General features: G+C 40.4%; 14 protein-coding genes. 7 read left to right on the top strand and 7 right to left on the bottom strand.

Going from position 1 to position 15196, the window contains the following annotated elements; all coding sequences use genetic code 11:
- Positions 1-79: 79 nt before the first annotated feature.
- Positions 80-1114: a LacI family DNA-binding transcriptional regulator gene (locus tag RWN13_RS14270; protein WP_314064951.1), complete on the bottom strand. Its 1035-nt coding sequence runs from the start codon at positions 1112-1114 to the stop codon at positions 80-82.
- 446 nt (positions 1115-1560) lie between these two features.
- Here RWN13_RS14270 and RWN13_RS14265 point away from each other — a divergent pair, with 446 nt between their 5' ends.
- The 4 genes from RWN13_RS14265 to RWN13_RS14250 all read left to right on the top strand — a co-directional run bounded on the left by RWN13_RS14265 (position 1561) and on the right by RWN13_RS14250 (position 5900).
- A complete protein-coding gene (locus tag RWN13_RS14265; protein WP_314064947.1) occupies positions 1561-2664 on the top strand; it encodes a toxic anion resistance protein in 1104 nt (367 codons plus the stop codon).
- Between the two features lie 11 nt (positions 2665-2675).
- Positions 2676-3362 (top strand): hypothetical protein, encoded by a 687-nt coding sequence (locus RWN13_RS14260; RefSeq protein ID WP_314064944.1) that lies wholly within the window; start codon positions 2676-2678, stop codon positions 3360-3362.
- A 21-nt stretch (positions 3363-3383) separates the two neighbouring features.
- A complete protein-coding gene (locus RWN13_RS14255) occupies positions 3384-5072 on the top strand; it encodes a VWA domain-containing protein (protein ID WP_314064941.1) in 1689 nt (562 codons plus the stop codon).
- A 153-nt stretch (positions 5073-5225) separates the two neighbouring features.
- Complete coding sequence (locus RWN13_RS14250) at positions 5226-5900, top strand: O-methyltransferase (protein WP_314064938.1); 675 nt, start codon at positions 5226-5228, stop codon at positions 5898-5900.
- A gap of 42 nt (positions 5901-5942) precedes the next feature.
- Here the strand turns inward: RWN13_RS14250 and RWN13_RS14245 are convergent, their stop codons facing one another.
- Both RWN13_RS14245 and RWN13_RS14240 read right to left on the bottom strand, forming a co-directional pair.
- A complete protein-coding gene (locus tag RWN13_RS14245) occupies positions 5943-6605 on the bottom strand; it encodes a class I SAM-dependent methyltransferase (protein WP_314064935.1) in 663 nt (220 codons plus the stop codon).
- Between the two features lie 77 nt (positions 6606-6682).
- Positions 6683-7132: a VOC family protein gene (locus tag RWN13_RS14240; RefSeq protein ID WP_314064932.1), complete on the bottom strand. Its 450-nt coding sequence runs from the start codon at positions 7130-7132 to the stop codon at positions 6683-6685.
- A gap of 212 nt (positions 7133-7344) precedes the next feature.
- Between RWN13_RS14240 and RWN13_RS14235 the strand changes: the two genes are divergently transcribed.
- Together RWN13_RS14235 and RWN13_RS14230 are read left to right on the top strand one after the other, a co-directional pair.
- Positions 7345-8034 carry a hypothetical protein gene (locus RWN13_RS14235; RefSeq protein ID WP_314064929.1) on the top strand — a complete coding sequence of 230 codons (690 nt, stop codon included), beginning with the start codon at positions 7345-7347 and terminating at the stop codon, positions 8032-8034.
- A gap of 10 nt (positions 8035-8044) precedes the next feature.
- Positions 8045-8953, top strand: a complete 909-nt coding sequence (locus RWN13_RS14230; RefSeq protein WP_314064927.1) for a sce7725 family protein — start codon at positions 8045-8047, stop codon at positions 8951-8953.
- A 29-nt stretch (positions 8954-8982) separates the two neighbouring features.
- On the opposite strand, the gene RWN13_RS14225 is transcribed toward RWN13_RS14230, so the two are convergent.
- Complete coding sequence (locus RWN13_RS14225) at positions 8983-9252, bottom strand: hypothetical protein (protein WP_314064925.1); 270 nt, start codon at positions 9250-9252, stop codon at positions 8983-8985.
- A 221-nt stretch (positions 9253-9473) separates the two neighbouring features.
- Between RWN13_RS14225 and RWN13_RS14220 the strand changes: the two genes are divergently transcribed.
- A complete protein-coding gene (locus tag RWN13_RS14220) occupies positions 9474-10979 on the top strand; it encodes a helix-turn-helix domain-containing protein (RefSeq protein WP_314064923.1) in 1506 nt (501 codons plus the stop codon).
- A 38-nt stretch (positions 10980-11017) separates the two neighbouring features.
- Here RWN13_RS14220 and RWN13_RS14215 read toward each other — a convergent pair whose 3' ends face one another.
- From RWN13_RS14215 to RWN13_RS14205, 3 genes are all read right to left on the bottom strand, one after another.
- The gene (locus RWN13_RS14215; protein ID WP_314064922.1) at positions 11018-11767 is read right to left on the bottom strand and encodes a YibE/F family protein; all 750 of its coding nucleotides are present in this window, start codon (positions 11765-11767) and stop codon (positions 11018-11020) included.
- A 1-nt stretch (position 11768) separates the two neighbouring features.
- Entirely contained in the window at positions 11769-12839 is a 1071-nt protein-coding gene (locus tag RWN13_RS14210; RefSeq protein ID WP_314064919.1) for a YibE/F family protein, read from the bottom strand.
- Between the two features lie 215 nt (positions 12840-13054).
- Positions 13055-14542, bottom strand: coding sequence for a glucosaminidase domain-containing protein (locus RWN13_RS14205; protein ID WP_314064918.1), 1488 nt, complete (start codon positions 14540-14542; stop codon positions 13055-13057).
- Positions 14543-15196: the final 654 nt, after the last annotated feature.

The following is a 15196-nucleotide window of genomic DNA, read 5'->3' as shown; positions in this document are numbered from 1 at the left end:
CGACCAAACTAACACCCAACTAACCATCCAAGGACAAGGGTTCCTCAATTGGTTAGTTGGGTGTTTATGGATTTAATGTTTAAGGAAGTCGTTTGCCTACCGACTCCCTTAATTTTAATTCACTGGCGCAAGTTACTCTTATCGGCATACTACGTTCGCCTAAAATTCGTTCCTTTGACAAGGTCACCGCTAAGCGTCCCATTTCTTCTGCGTTCATCCAGATACTCGTAAGGCTTGGCACCATGAACTTCGCCATTTGAATATCATCAAAACTGACCACTGAAATATCCGCGGGTATTCGTAAACCAGCCTCACTGATGGCCTTATACACGCCAACGGCCATTGGATCACTGGCCACGACAATCGCAGTCGGATGTGGTTCTGTCTGCAACATTTCTTTGGTTAACTCTACGGCACTCTCAGTTGACCAATTTCCTTGAGACACTTTCGAATACTTCTCTAAATTATGCAACTTCATCCACTCACGGTATTGCTCCGCTCTGACTTCTTCTGAATACCTGACAGACTGACCAGCCATATCAACTTTGCTCCCAAGACCACCGATAAAGCCTATATTTCGATGATTATAATCATGAAGAACCTTTAAAATTTCGTGAGTTTTCGCATCAAAATCTGTTTGGATGCAATCATAATTAGGATGATTAGCATAATTATCTACTAATATTAACTTTTGGTTATAACCATAGATTTTTTCCAACGCATCCGTAGTCATATCACCGATCATAATGACCGCACCATATTTTTTTAATTGCTCCCAGTCTTTTTCCTCGTCATGCATCCGAAAAGCCCTAACTACCCTTAATCGCCATTTTGCCGCTTCCTTTTCAATTCCTAACCGGATATGTTGAAAATAAGGGTCGTTGATTTCCGACTCCTCACTGTGGCGAACAATTAACGCGATGGTTAAATCATCACCAACGCTTCGAACCCCACGCCGATTTTTATCTGTGGAGTAATTGGCTTTATTAGCAACATCAATCACTCGTTGCCGAGTGTTCTCGTTAATACTAAAGGTTGGATCATTATTTAATATTCTTGAGACACTAGCAGCTGATACCCCTGCCATCTTTGCAATATCCCTGATACTGGTCATCTTCCCAACTCCCTCTGACAGTCAAGTCACTCATCTCGTGTTCTTTGTTCATTTTAGCAACTATTGGCTAGTTTCACAATTGAAATTTTTAAGATCCCCTCACTCCCATAGATAAGTATTACCTGCTCACAAAATCAGGACTAAGGTCCGATTTGCTCAGCGATGGTGAGTGATATACTGCTAATTAAGCTCTACTAATCCAACTAAACCTCTTTTAATGAACTTAAAAACCAACGTTCAAATGCTTACCATCGTTGGTTTAACAAGTTATTTTATCATTATTTTCAAAAATGGTAGTTAAATCAAGGGGTTGTTATGGTAAAATTAAACAGTAATACTGGTATCTACCACGACAATCAGTCTGTCAACACAGGACCACTAGACTCACCCTCATTAACAGTGAATGACACTCTCATTCAATCACACAAAGAAAGGCGTGTCCCCTTATGGAAGAATTTACTTTCGGTGCCTCGGCTGCCGAGGAAAAGATCGATGATTTATTAGATATCAACACGGAGCAACCAGAGCAAATCTCTCTAACTCCTGCCCAGACTCAAGCAATTACTGGTTTAAAAGAACAAATTGATATTAATGATGTCATGGGTGTGATGACTTATGGCTCAAAAGAACAATCTCGCTTATCTGAATTTTCAGAACAAGCCCTTGAAAAAGTCAAGAGCCATGAATTAGGCGATGTCGGTAAAATTATTAATGAATTAGTCGTCGAGCTTGAAAGCTTTAAACCTGAAGAAAACGATGGCTTTTTAACCAAATTATTCAAACGTGGTAAAAGTAAAATCGACACGATGATGATTCGCTTTGAAGATGTTAACGCCAATGTCTCGCGCATCGTCAATAGTTTAGAAGGCCATTATTTAACCATGACCAATGACATCATCAGCTTGGAAGAAATGGCTGAAGCAAATAAAACCTTCTATCAAAATTTATCTGTTTACGTTGAAGCAGGCCAAGTAAAAATCAGCGAACTTAACGCCACTACTTTGCCGGAACTGCAAACAAAAGCAGCCAGTCAAAATCAAGAAGATTTAAACAACTTATCTGAGTTTTCCGATAAGCTAACCCAATTTGAAAAGAAAGTCCATGATTTAGATATGACGAAAATGATTAGCCAGCAAATGGCCACACAGATTAGAGTCATTCAAAATGCCAATAAGGCCATGGCATATAAAATTCAGTCCACCATGACGAATACTATTCCCATGTGGAAACAACAAATGGTGATTGCCTTATCTGCTCAACACACCTTATCGGCAATCGAAGCCGACAATGCCGTCTCTGATATAACCAATGAGTTATTTAAGAAAAACGCTGAAAAGATTCACCATGTCTCCACACAAGCGGCAGAGGCCTCAGAGAAAAGTATTGTTGATATTGAGACCTTGGAACACGTAAATAGCCAGACCATCGCCGCCCTCCAAGAAATTCAAGGGATTCGTGAAAAAGGCGCGGCTAATCGCCAACAGGCTCAAGAGGAATTACTTAAAATGCGCACGGAACTAGCTAATGCGCTAATCGATGTAACGAAATGAGGTTACCCATCATGACAAAAAAAGTGAGAACTTCCCTAATCGTTTTCGGCTCTCTGAGTTTACTAATCGCCATTGGCATCAAACTGCTACTCTCCGACATTGACGAAGCCATCATTCAATATGGCTCACAAACCGTTCGTTTCTTAACAACTCTTTCAAATGGTTTGTTGGTCGTCGTTGTCCTTGTCGTAGCAATGGTTATTTTCCTCCAACTCAAACAACGTCGCCAAACCCAAACGGCCATCAAAGAAAAGACCGTGGCTAAGCAGACCAATCCTCATTTTGAAGAGCAGGATCTTTTAACCAGATTGGATCACTTAGATGATCCTCAACACCTCTATCAGGAGGATATCGCCTTGGCCAAACAGATGATTAAACAAATGAATGATTATTTGTCTGACTTACAGGACCTCCGCTCAACAAATGAGTACGAAATCTTAGATAAAATCAAATTTTCCATGAACCAAGCTAAAACACAGCTATTGCAAAATACTAAGAGCATTATTAACCGCATTACCGTCGAAGGCGACCGAAAAGAAATTGAAAAACGGCTGACCACAAATAAACAAATCTTACACCAGGTCAAAGGACTCTTAAATGAGACCGTTAATTATTTGGATTCCAAATCCCCTTCAACAAAAGCAGATTTAGACAATATGACAAAAGCACTACAATCGTTAAATATGACCATTGAATAGCTAAATAAAAGGAGATTTTATATGAAAAAGTGGAAATTAACAACCCTAGTCGTTACCAGTCTTGTACTGGCAGTCAGCTTGGTTGGTTGTACCAGCAAAGACAGTAAAATTGAAAATAGTTCAAATGACATCAAAACTCTTTCAAAATCTGATGCGAAGTCCGAGCTGAACAGTTATACAAAAAAAATTGATCCTAGTACGGCTGAGCTCAAACGGGATATCGATAGTAGCTCCATCGATGATAAGGCTGAACTGCCTCCCATCGATAAAACTTATCCTTTATCGGTTGAAGGAACCAATCAAATCAATGCGGAGATATTTGTTAGCCCTGAAAAAGCTGGCAGTGGTAAAGATGGCCTCTTTAACGAATTAGCCGAAGCTTTTAATAGCAAAAATAATAAAATCGACGGCAAAACCATCTCCATTTCTGTCCGCTCGATGGCTTCCGGCACTGGTTTAGATTATATCAATACAGGAAATTACATCCCTGATGCATATACCCCCTCCAATCAGTTATGGGGAAAAATGCTTGAATCAAGTGGGGTTGGCATCACCACTGTCGCTGAGCGGACAATTGGCAACACAGGTGGTTTATTGATGAAGGAAAGCACCTATAAGGAGATTGAAACGAAATACAATGAGGTTAACATTGACGCTTTAGTCAAATCCGTAACAGAAGATGAGTTATTGTTGGGATATACCAACCCTTATACCTCTTCAACTGGATTAAGCCTCTTGACACAATTAATGAGCCATTTTGATAAGGGCAATCCCTTAAGTGATCAAGCAGTCGCCTCCCTACAGAACTTCCAAAAAGAGTTACCTTCAACGCTTTACAATACGTTGCAACTAAGAGAAGTAGCCAAAAACGGTTCTGTTGATATTATGTCCATTAGTTACCAAACGTATATCAACACGCCTGAATTCAAGCAATACAAGTATGTGCCTATTGGGATGCGTCAGGATTCACCTATGTACACCCTTAACTCAGCCAATGAAGAGAAGAAACAAGTGATTAGCCAGTTCACTCAATTTATAGCTGAGCAAGCCAACCAGGACAAAGCCTCTTCTTATGGCTTTAATCAACTGGAGGACTATCAATTCGAACTTGGTGACATTGATGGTTCCACCATTACAGCCATTCAAAAGTTATGGAAAGAAAATAAAAATGGTGGCAAGCCAATTATTGCCGTATTTGTAGCCGATGTTTCCGGTTCAATGGACGGTGCGCCAATCAACGCCCTAAGACAATCCCTCTTAAACAGTGGTAAATATATTGGAGATGATGCTTATGTCGGACTTGTTTCTTACAGTTCAGACGTCACCATCGAATTACCGATTGATCGTATGACAGCGAAACAACGGAGTTACTTTACCGGAGCGATTAAAAACCTAACCGCTGACGGTGGGACTGCCACTTATGACGGAACATTAGTCGCCTTAAAAATGATTCAAGAACAATTGGCTATCACCCCTGATGCACGTCCTGTTATTTTTGTGTTATCGGATGGGGAAACCAATCAAGGTTATAAATTTGAAAAAGTCGCACCGATTATTAAAGCCCTTGGCGTATCCATTAATACCATCGGCTACAACGCCCAATTAGAAGAATTACGCAAATTATCTAATATCAACGAAAGTGCCACCATTAATGCTGACAGTGATGACGTGGTTTACCAATTAAAACAACTATTTAATGCCGAATTATAATGAACCATCAGCCTGACTTTTTTTACAAATGATCCATCCATTAATCTGTAACCAATCGCTGAGACATTAGAGGTCTCGGCGATTTGCTTAGAGCAAGTTCCTTCTATTACTGGTTCAAGGGCGCTATAATTAACGTAAAAGGAGCTGATAGATTTGACAGATTATCAAGGCGTCGATCACTATTTTATCGATCAATTAGTTAATGAAGACAGGGCTTTAAAGGACTTATTAGACACTAACCAAAAGGAAGGCTTGCCTCCCCATGATGTGTCCCCCTCTCAAGGAAAATTTCTCGCAATGTTAACCAAAATCACCAAAGCTGATCGGGTATTGGAAATTGGCACACTGGGTGGCTATAGCACCTTGTGGTTTGCTAGTGCTCTACCTGCCCATGGGAGGATTGTCACTCTGGAATACTCTAGCCATCATGCTCGCGTCGCTAGAGCAAATTTTGAAAATAGTCATTTCGCTCATAAAATTGACCTAATTGAAGGGGCCGCAGCAAAGAGCTTGCAGCACTTAATTGACCAACAAGAAAAACCCTTTGACTTGATTTTTATTGATGCAGATAAAGAGAACAATGCCCTTTATTTGGAACTCAGTTTACAACTCTCTAACGTAGGCACCATCATCATTGGTGATAATGTCGTCCGTAACGGAGAGGTTTTAAATAAAGACAGCACCGACAGTCGCGTTCAAGGCGTCCGGCGCTTTGTCGAGGCCTTAAGTGCTTCGCCCTATCTTGACTCCACTGCAATTGAAACGATTGGTGTCAAAGGCTATGATGGTTTTACTATCAGTCTAGTTAATGCCACACCTCCTCACTAACCTAAATAAGACTAGGGCTTGATGGCGAGCCTTAGTCTTATTTCACTGCCTTTTTTTCAGTAACCATACTTCAACAGGCAAAATATGAGCGATTTTTTCCACTTCAAAAAAACCAGCGGCTTTAGCCACTGTTTCGATAGACTCACTCTGAGCCTTAGCCATTAGTTTAGCCGGATTGGTCGCCATTTGCCTCACTTCTGCTTGATTGGCACCCTGACTAAGAGCAAATGACTGCCACCAATCTAGGTGATAAGGCGTGAACACACTGATGATAGCAATTCCATCTGCTGTGAGCGACTGATATAGTTTGCCCAAAAAAGCTTGCTTATCTTCGATAAAATGAAGCACTAATAAGCACAAACTAAGCTCCGCTTCTTTAGTCAGTGGATACTCTTCAAAAGGAAGATTAATAAACTGATGGTTAGCTAGTCGACTAGTCGCCTCAAATCTTTCTTTGGTTAAATCCAACATTTTAGAGCTCGGATCTATCACGGTTATCTCTGCCAAAGGAAAGGAGTGAGCTAATCGTCCTAGTTCAATTTCACCACCTCCAATTGAGAGAATGTGAGTCGGTTTTCGATTTGCCAGTTCCACAGGAAGAACCCCTGAAAAAATCAACTCAAAGATAAGTTGATAGCCAGGTATTTTGGTTTCCATATCGGCTACATAGGCTGTTGCATACTCATCTTTGTCAAAATCCTTCATGTTATCACCAACCTTTTCCTTTTTACGAACGATAAAAAGCTAGTAACTGGGTTACTAGCTTCAATGACAGAGACAACTTAATTAGTATAATAGTACTCATCAGATGTGCAGTTAAACTGCCATCCAATCCCAAATTTATCAACTAACATGCCATAACTTTCTGACCAAGGCGTTTGTGACAACGGCATCGTCACCGTTCCACCCACTGATAATTTATCGAAATACTTTTTAATGTCAGCTTTCTCTTTTAAAACGACACTTAGGGTAACATTATTCCCCGCAATAAAGCTATCTGCCATCTCTTTCATAGAAGGCAGAACATCAGATAACATGATAATCCCTCCTGCAAATTTCATGGAGGCATTCATGATCAGCTCCAGTTCTTCTGCTGGAATCGGATAATGAGGGTCTTGCGGAAAATCTTTAAACGTGAATTTTTTAATCTCTGTTGCATCAAGAGCTTCTTCGTAAAAATCAATGACTTCTGCGGTATTGCCAGCAAAATTTAAATAAGCAATTATTGCCATGGTATTGACCTCTTTCTTTTTCAATTTGATTGTCCAACCATCAAAAAAATAGCAAACTCTTAAACAACGACATTTTATTTTTTGACACCTTCATTGTATATAAATACCATGCGTTATGTAAAGAAATAACCTCTTAGCTAGAACTATAAAAGACCTCTTCACAGATACGAATATATGTTCTATAATAAAGGTATCGAAATCGAGGTGAATAGATGAAAACTCAGCTGACTACCGATATGGAAGAAGCCTTATATTATTATTGTTTGGAGCAAGGGGACGTCGTCGTCGAAGAAGTCACCATGCCTGACGATCAAGGGATTGTTGATACCTTAAGCTGTCGCTTTTTAACAACCGGTGAACTGGAATGGCGTTGTTACGAAATCAAAGCGACCAAAGCTGATTTCAGATCAAAAGCCAAACTGTCCTTTATCGGTCATTATAATTATTTTCTACTTCCCCTGGCTCTTTACGACGCCGTGAAAGAAGAAATTCCTGATCGAATAGGTGTGATGGTTTATCGGCCTTATGATGGTAGTTTCACTCAAGATTTATTGAGCCCAGGGATGTTAACCATCGTTAAAAATGCCCGTAGACAGGAATTGGAAGTCGATCACGGACGCTTAACACAACGCTTTATGGCTTCTCAAGCCAGAGAAGTCCGGAAAGCTAAAATGGTGGCAAAAGGTTTGTCATTGTATCCTTCCGAACAACTCTTTCAAGAGTTAAAGAAAAGGGAAATTAGTAGTCTAACGGCCACTGACAGTCGCTTCTATCAAAAGTTTTTAGCAGACTTAGAAAATCAAACCATAGCTGATTTACGAACAGAACTTTCTCTCTTAAAAGTAGAAAAAGAACTTCACCACAAAAAAGCCCGCCGTCGACGGACAGAGGCCCTAGAATAGGAGTGACGTGTTGTATTTCCCTTATATCAGAAGTAAACAATTCGACCTGTTAGGGCTGAAAGAACTGACAGAAAGACAGCTGTTGCACCCATCAGTGATTCCCTTAATCGAGCCGATTAAAGATTCAGCAGCCCTAAAACGGACAATCGCTAGTTTCGTTAAACATGATCAGCCCTTGGCCATTATTCACAATCCCGAAGTGGGCGAGTTTGATCGAAGCCAAGACAAGCTACACAGCATTGAGGAATTGAAACTAACCCCACCTATCTTGCCTGCTTTTATTACCAATGAACAGTTTACAGGTTCCTTGATTACGGGCAAACACAACCTGTTAATTACCAATCGTTATGAAGGGACCGACTTTAAGCAAATTGAGACCTTAGCCTCACAATATGAGACCACTCAGATTGTGATTGAGGATCCTCGCCTGCAGCCAATCTCCAACGCCGTCAGACTCCAGGATCCCTTTACCACCTTAAAACATGTCGAGGACTATTTATACGCCGATGATGAGTTTTTTTCAGATGACCATCTTTTTTATTTGGAAGACGGCTTCAAAGGCTTTGCTGACTACAGCATCAACGGCGCTGTTTATTACGAAAAAGGGTTCCCGGCCAAGGCTGTTTCCCTTCATATTATGTACGTTGATGCTTATCAAAATTTACGAATTAAACACTTTACGTCAGACTCCAACGAGGATTACACTAACCCCGGTGGAAAATTTTTAGAAGCTGCCACGAAGCTAGCTCGTTGGTACCAGAAATATCAAGATCAGCTGATACTGACCTACGGACTTTCAGAATTATTGCAGTATCACCAACAGAAAAAATTTCCTGGTTTGGGCGTCATCAAAAAATTGTCCTTGATGCATCATTTAGAGCTGGTCAGTGCTTACTTTTATCAGCAAATCAAGTTGTAACAGCAACCCACTGTTTACGAACAGCTTATTTAAAAGCGTGGCAAAACTAATAGCTCATCTAAAACACCATCATTTTCTTCTGAACAGATATAGGGACTCTTATAGATAGGATGACGGGCAATCACTTTAATGACCGTTCCCCCTTGATTATAAAAATAATAAACCACACCTAATTCCAGCGCCTGAATGACGTAGTTAGTGGATTGAACCTCTTCACTTGCTAGCCTAATTTCAAAAATGTCATCGACAATAGGCTTTTTTGAACGTCTTACCCGAATGGCCGTAATTCTTTCATACATCTCATTTACCAACTTTCTCAAATCCTTTTGTTGAAAAATAATATAACACATATAAATCAACTTGTTTTATCAAAAAAACTAGGTTATCCTAGTTTTTTTGATAAAATTCGCTTAACATCCCTTTAAAGATAGTTGTTACATCGATTGATTGCTTTTGCCCCTCTTTCGATTTATGATAGAAGTAATTATTAAATAACTAATTATTGAAAAGGATTGGTTAGATGGAACGCTTACTTGATAACGACACTCGCCGCCGCCTCAAGATGATTGAACTGCTTTACGCTAAGCCTGGTTGGCAAACGACAAAAAGCCTTACGAAAAAACTAAACTGTTCGGAAAGTGTGCTGTTAAAAGATATCACCATGTACAACAGCCTCTTCCAAAGCTACAAAGAATTGCCGAAATACCAAACTCATTTAAAGGATGTTCCCTTGGAAATCCTAACGTCTCATTACGGTATTCATTTTGCTTTTCCGACGGGACTTGGTTTAGATTTCTTTTATCAATTTGTCCTTAAAACCACCCCAGCTTTTCAACTGTTGGAACTCGTTTTTTTCGATGAAACCTTAACGGTGACTCAATTAGCTGATAAATTATTTTTCAGTGTTCCCACCGTTTACCGCCTAATCACTAAAATCAACCAAGCACTGACTTATTTTGCCATTGAATTAAAACCCAATCCCTGCCGAATGACTGGAAATGAAGGACAAATTCGCTATTTTTATAGCAATTACTTTCTTGAATCGTACACATTCAATGAATGGCCATTCACTTTTAATGAATCAACTTTTGAGGGACTGATTCATATCCTTTTCCAGCCCCATCTAGACCAATTGGATGTCGCCTCTTTTCAGCAAATTAAAATCCGCTCCGCTGTTCAGCTTACCCGTCATCAGCTCGGGCACCTTAACTACCATGACCCTATCGTTCAGCAACAGCTGCTTGCTCACTGTTTACCTGTTTTATCGGCATCACTTGCAGATCAGCCGAATCGAGATCTGTCAGCTGAGATGATGTTGGATGTTTTTGGTCTGTTTATGATTGATCAGCAATTACTAGACGACCATCAATTATTCCCTAAACTCACTTCTTTTGTTCAACAATTAGCAAAAAGTCTTGATCTGGACTGCCCTGCCAATTGTGAAGAAATCAGCACTCGCTTATTGACGGTTCTGCACTTAACAACCCGATTCGCTTCTGGGCCAAGCTACATTCTCTACAACGCAAAAAAGGCCTTTGTTATGGCCGTAGCTGAAAATCATCCAAACTTATTTGCAGAGACTCAACGAGCGTTGCATTCATTTTTAAAAGAGCTAGTGCCCAAATTCTCACCTGGGTTAATAAATGATTTGCTTTACAGCCTCTTCACTTGCTGGAAAGAATTAATGACGATTGGTCAAGTCTCTGTTCGTATCCTAATTCTTAGTTCGCGAAATCAAGGACATGCCCAGCTGATTAATACCCAATTACAAAGACGTTATGGCAGCCGAATCGAAACCACTATTTACCAGGGCGTGACCTTTAATCAACAGGTCCTTGAAGCGGCCGATTTTGACATGTTAATTAGCGACGCCTCATTTTTTTTCGCCCCACCCAAAACCAGTATTTGGATTAACGGTTATCCTACTTGCGGCGACTTTGAACGAATTGAAACGGCTCTGCGCTCTTATGAGCTTAGAGACTCTTCTCTAGCCCTCTCCAACAAGACTGTCCTCCATCAGGATTAACCCGGTGGAGGGCCTTTTAAGGTTTCTAACGCGACTTATTAATCGATCGTGTAACGTTTAGCGCAAATCCAAGCTGTAAAAGGTAAGATCAGCACAGCAAACATCCCTGTCAATAACATCGTTAACAACTCTGCTACTAACAACTGGGAATTAAGTAATTGCCCAAAGCTATAATGCAAGTCTTTAAACCAGATAATCAAGGCCAGCTGACTGCCAAAAAAGGCAAAAAACAAGGTGTTGATCGTGGTCCCTAAGATATCTCTTCCCATCCGTAACCCTGAACTCAACAGCTCATTTTGAGAGATAGTCGGATGATGTTCCTTAACCTCTGTCATAGCAGAAGCCACCGCTAAGGCTGAATCCGTCACGGCCCCCATCATGCCTACTAAGATTACAGCTAAAGATAACTGGCTAAAATTAACATCGATCAACATTGTAAAATGCCCTAGCTCTTCCGTTTCCTCAGCAGCAAACCCTTGAATATAAGCTTTATTAACAATGTAAGGGACGATTAAACAGACCACGACCATCACAATTAACGTGCCGATAAATGCACTTTGAGTTCGTTGATTCCAGCCGTTGACAAAGAAAAAATTAATACAGGCAATTAAGACACAACTGATAAAGGCGGTCAGATAAACATTGGCATGCTGATAGAGAAAATAACACATCCCTAAAAAAACAATCACATTTAAGAACATCCCTAAGAAGGAAAATAAACCTGTTTCACCCCCAACAGCAAGCATTAACCCCAATAATAAAGCCGCTAAAACAAAGAGAACATTCACCTTAAACACCTCGCTTTCGGGACATTAGCGCGACTACCAAGACACTTAAAGGGATCGTTAAGACGATGCCGATGCCACCAACTAACGCTCGAGCAACTTCAAGAGACAACGTCATTTCAATCGTTGGCCCAAAGTCCCAGCCATTTTTCAGATAGAGAATAATCGTGGGAATCCCGCCACTCAAGTAGGCAAATAATAAGACGCTAGCCATAGATCCCATGACATTTTTGCCAACATTTTGGCCAGCTGCAATCAACTGTTTTGTACTAATAGCTGGATTTTTCTCAAGCAATTCCATAATGGTTGACACCACCGTTATGGCGATATCCATAGCCGCCCCAAGAGTCCCTAAAAACAAGCTGGCAATAAAGATTTGCCGATACGGCCGGGTTAAAAACTGCATCTCTTCATACCGCAGGCCTTTGTCGTGAAACACCGTCAGAACGAGCCAACCAACTAACCAAGCAATCGTTGAAGCCCCTAAAGTAGCCATGACGGTCGCCACTGTTTTTTTACTCCAGCCAGTGCTGAGAACCAGTGATAAGGTTGTTGTTAAACTACCCGTCACAAACATGATGGCAATGAGAGGAATTTGTGGCCATTTGACATAAGTTGCCACAGCCATAAGCAATATGCTGATGTTTAGCCCCACACTCATTAACGAATAAATCCCTTGTCTTTTTCCAACCCACCAAATCAGCAGAATAAACAGACCGAGTAGAAGCAGAACATACCGATCTCGTTTAACCGATTGAACATTTACGGTTCCCCCTGACCTATCAATAAACAATTGACTGCCTTTTTGATACGTCGGCGCCACCGCTTGGGAATAACTTGTCGGCGCCTCAAAGGTTATGATCTCTCCTTTGTGGGACCCATTTTGGATGCGCCCAGTTATTTCTTGACGACCTTCCTCTGAAGGGTCACTCCTGTCCGTTGTTTCAACAGAGAGAACCTTAAGAAGGGTCTCTTGATAGAATCGGCCATTGAATTGGGTAAACAGCAAACTGGCGATAAGCCACACCATTCCCAGGATAACCGTTAGCTGATTTTTCGTTATTTTAACTCTCATAAACTCTCCCATCTTTAAGACGGCTTTTTCTAAATCGACATCATTACGCCTTGTAAAAATGAGTATAATCATCTTTCCTTAAAATTGCAACCCTCATCTTATTACGACAACTAATATTAGAAGAACTTTAACACAATCCTTAGGTTTCAACCTCACGCAAAAAAAAAACAGCCTTAGCACGTCTGCTAAAACTGTTTTTGAAACAACTCTTTAAATTAGAAGGAAACTAATTCTTCTGGATCAAGGTAATCTGACCACTTCGCTTCACTGATGGCAAAATGAAGATGTGGCCCTGTCGAATCGCCTGTCGAACCAACCAGCCCAATGACATCCCCTTGCTCTACTTTGGCACCTACTTCCACCAGTCGCTTACTTTGATGGAAATAACTGGTAAAGTAACCATCGGCATGCTCGATAATGACATAGTTACCAGCCGAAACGTTGAACCCACTCTCAACCACTTCACCTTTAGCCGATGCCATTATCTCTTCACCTGTATTGGCAGCTAAGTCAATCCCTCGATGCTCCGCAATATTAACCCCATCGGAAGGATTGGTTCGTTTTCCGTAACCACTCGTTACTTCATACGTATCCAGTGGCACATCGAATACTTCATTTTCTTTTACTTCTGCTTTGACGACATATACTTCACCTGGGTGAATCACATTTTCATCCGAGATGGTGGTATTTAATTTTTTTATTTCATCAAGTGTCGTACTGTGTGCTTTAGCAATTAATTCCAGTGTGTCACCACTTTTAACCGCGTACTTAACTTCTTCCACACGTCCACCATTGTCATATTGAGTCAATTTATAAGCGACAATGATCGCATTTAATTTCTTATGGTAAGACGAATCTGTGGCATAAACACCTGTTAACGAGCGCGTTGCTTCACGGTAGGTTTTGGCATTTTCGCGCCATGTTCCCGCATATATTTTCTCATTACCAGTAATACCGCCCTTTAATAACTTAGCATAATCCTCCAATGAGTCTTTATAAGAGTCATAGGATCGAAAATTACTTCTAATTTGATACATCGCACCACTGGCATTTTCTTCTAAAGTAGCCATATTAACCGACTTGCCACCATTAGACCCTTTGATGCCAAACAAATTATGATGGGGGGCGCTGGCCAAAAGGCTATTACCGTAGCCACTTTCCAACGCAGCCTGCGCAATCATAACCGATGCATAGATATCATTCTTTTTGGCAACTTGCTGAGCATCCTTACCAATTAGCTTGATAAACTCTTCACCTTCAAACGTTTTGGTAATCTTATAACTGATACCTGCTGAGTCACTTGCACCAGCTCCATTAGTCGCCGATTCAGTTGGCTTCCCTTGTTCTTCGCTCTCAGCTGGTTTTACCTGAGTGGAACTCGGTGTAGTTGACTGACTAGAACTGGTTCCTGTCGACGCACTCGAACTAGAAGTGGTGGATGTTGAACTGGTTGCTGTTGTGCTACTGGTACTACTTTCAACGCTGGAAGAGTCTGTGCTACTCTCTTCGATCGTTGTTTCTGTTGTCTCTTCTGGAGTTGACTCTTCCGTAGTAGAGCTTTCTTCTACTTCTTCTTGATTAATAACACTACTGTTCTCCTCAATCCCAATACCTGTCTGAGTCGCTAGCACTACTGGCGATAGTGCATTGGACAGTAAACCACAGGTGGCTATTGTTACAATGACCTTTTTAACATTTTTCATTTTATAATTGCTCCCTCATATCGTCGCAAATTATGTAAGTGTATAATTACAAACAATTTCACCAAACATACTCTCAATTATAATATATAAGCGTATATTATACAACGATTTAAGGATAAATAAACCCCTTTTTATAAAATAAATATTTCATCAGATGGTTCTCTGTACTTAACTTTTAGAAGTCTATGTAATTAACACTTATCCATGATTTCTCACTGGGAGAATGGGATCAATTTTAGATAATGAGACGATGAGTCAAAGAAAGTTCTATCAAAAGTCTCGTAAATAATCATACTGTTTATTTAACTCTTCTTTCACTTTTAAAAATGAACATTTAATCGAATTGAACAGTGACATACTTTGATACCTCAATTAGTTTTTTATATTGAAGATTTAAATCATGATTATTTTAACTTTTGAAGCTAACGTCTAACAACTCTCTTCTTTAAGTGGCCTGCTTTCCTAAAGGCATCACGTTCTGACACCTGATAGACTTTTACTGTAACCATAGAGATTGCTGTTACGACATGCCTTATTCAATTTTAATCATTCTAAATGATAATGCAGCGCCACCCTTAACCAGACAACCATCAATCTATAAGTCACACTTTTTGATACCTCACAATAATTTATTACCACTCCAAGCCTTGCTAC

The sequence above is a fragment of the uncultured Vagococcus sp. genome (genome assembly GCF_963518325.1).
Lineage (GTDB): Bacteria > Bacillota > Bacilli > Lactobacillales > Vagococcaceae > Vagococcus_D.
Note: the sequence above shows the minus strand (reverse complement) of the source record. Positions and strands in the feature narration are given on the sequence as shown.

What these genes read in the sequence shown, in the direction of transcription:
- RWN13_RS14265 (WP_314064947.1), top strand. Translation starts at nt 1,561, where the DNA reads ATGGAAGAATTTACTTTCGGTGCCTCGGCTGCCGAGGAAAAGATCGAT.
- RWN13_RS14245 (WP_314064935.1), bottom strand. Translation starts at nt 6,605, where the DNA reads ATGAAGGATTTTGACAAAGATGAGTATGCAACAGCCTATGTAGCCGAT.
- RWN13_RS14240 (WP_314064932.1), bottom strand. Translation starts at nt 7,132, where the DNA reads ATGGCAATAATTGCTTATTTAAATTTTGCTGGCAATACCGCAGAAGTC.
- RWN13_RS14235 (WP_314064929.1), top strand. Translation starts at nt 7,345, where the DNA reads ATGAAAACTCAGCTGACTACCGATATGGAAGAAGCCTTATATTATTAT.
- RWN13_RS14260 (WP_314064944.1), top strand. Translation starts at nt 2,676, where the DNA reads ATGACAAAAAAAGTGAGAACTTCCCTAATCGTTTTCGGCTCTCTGAGT.
- RWN13_RS14205 (WP_314064918.1), bottom strand. Translation starts at nt 14,542, where the DNA reads ATGAAAAATGTTAAAAAGGTCATTGTAACAATAGCCACCTGTGGTTTA.
- RWN13_RS14270 (WP_314064951.1), bottom strand. Translation starts at nt 1,114, where the DNA reads ATGACCAGTATCAGGGATATTGCAAAGATGGCAGGGGTATCAGCTGCT.
- RWN13_RS14210 (WP_314064919.1), bottom strand. Translation starts at nt 12,839, where the DNA reads ATGAGAGTTAAAATAACGAAAAATCAGCTAACGGTTATCCTGGGAATG.
- RWN13_RS14225 (WP_314064925.1), bottom strand. Translation starts at nt 9,252, where the DNA reads ATGTATGAAAGAATTACGGCCATTCGGGTAAGACGTTCAAAAAAGCCT.
- RWN13_RS14220 (WP_314064923.1), top strand. Translation starts at nt 9,474, where the DNA reads ATGGAACGCTTACTTGATAACGACACTCGCCGCCGCCTCAAGATGATT.
- RWN13_RS14255 (WP_314064941.1), top strand. Translation starts at nt 3,384, where the DNA reads ATGAAAAAGTGGAAATTAACAACCCTAGTCGTTACCAGTCTTGTACTG.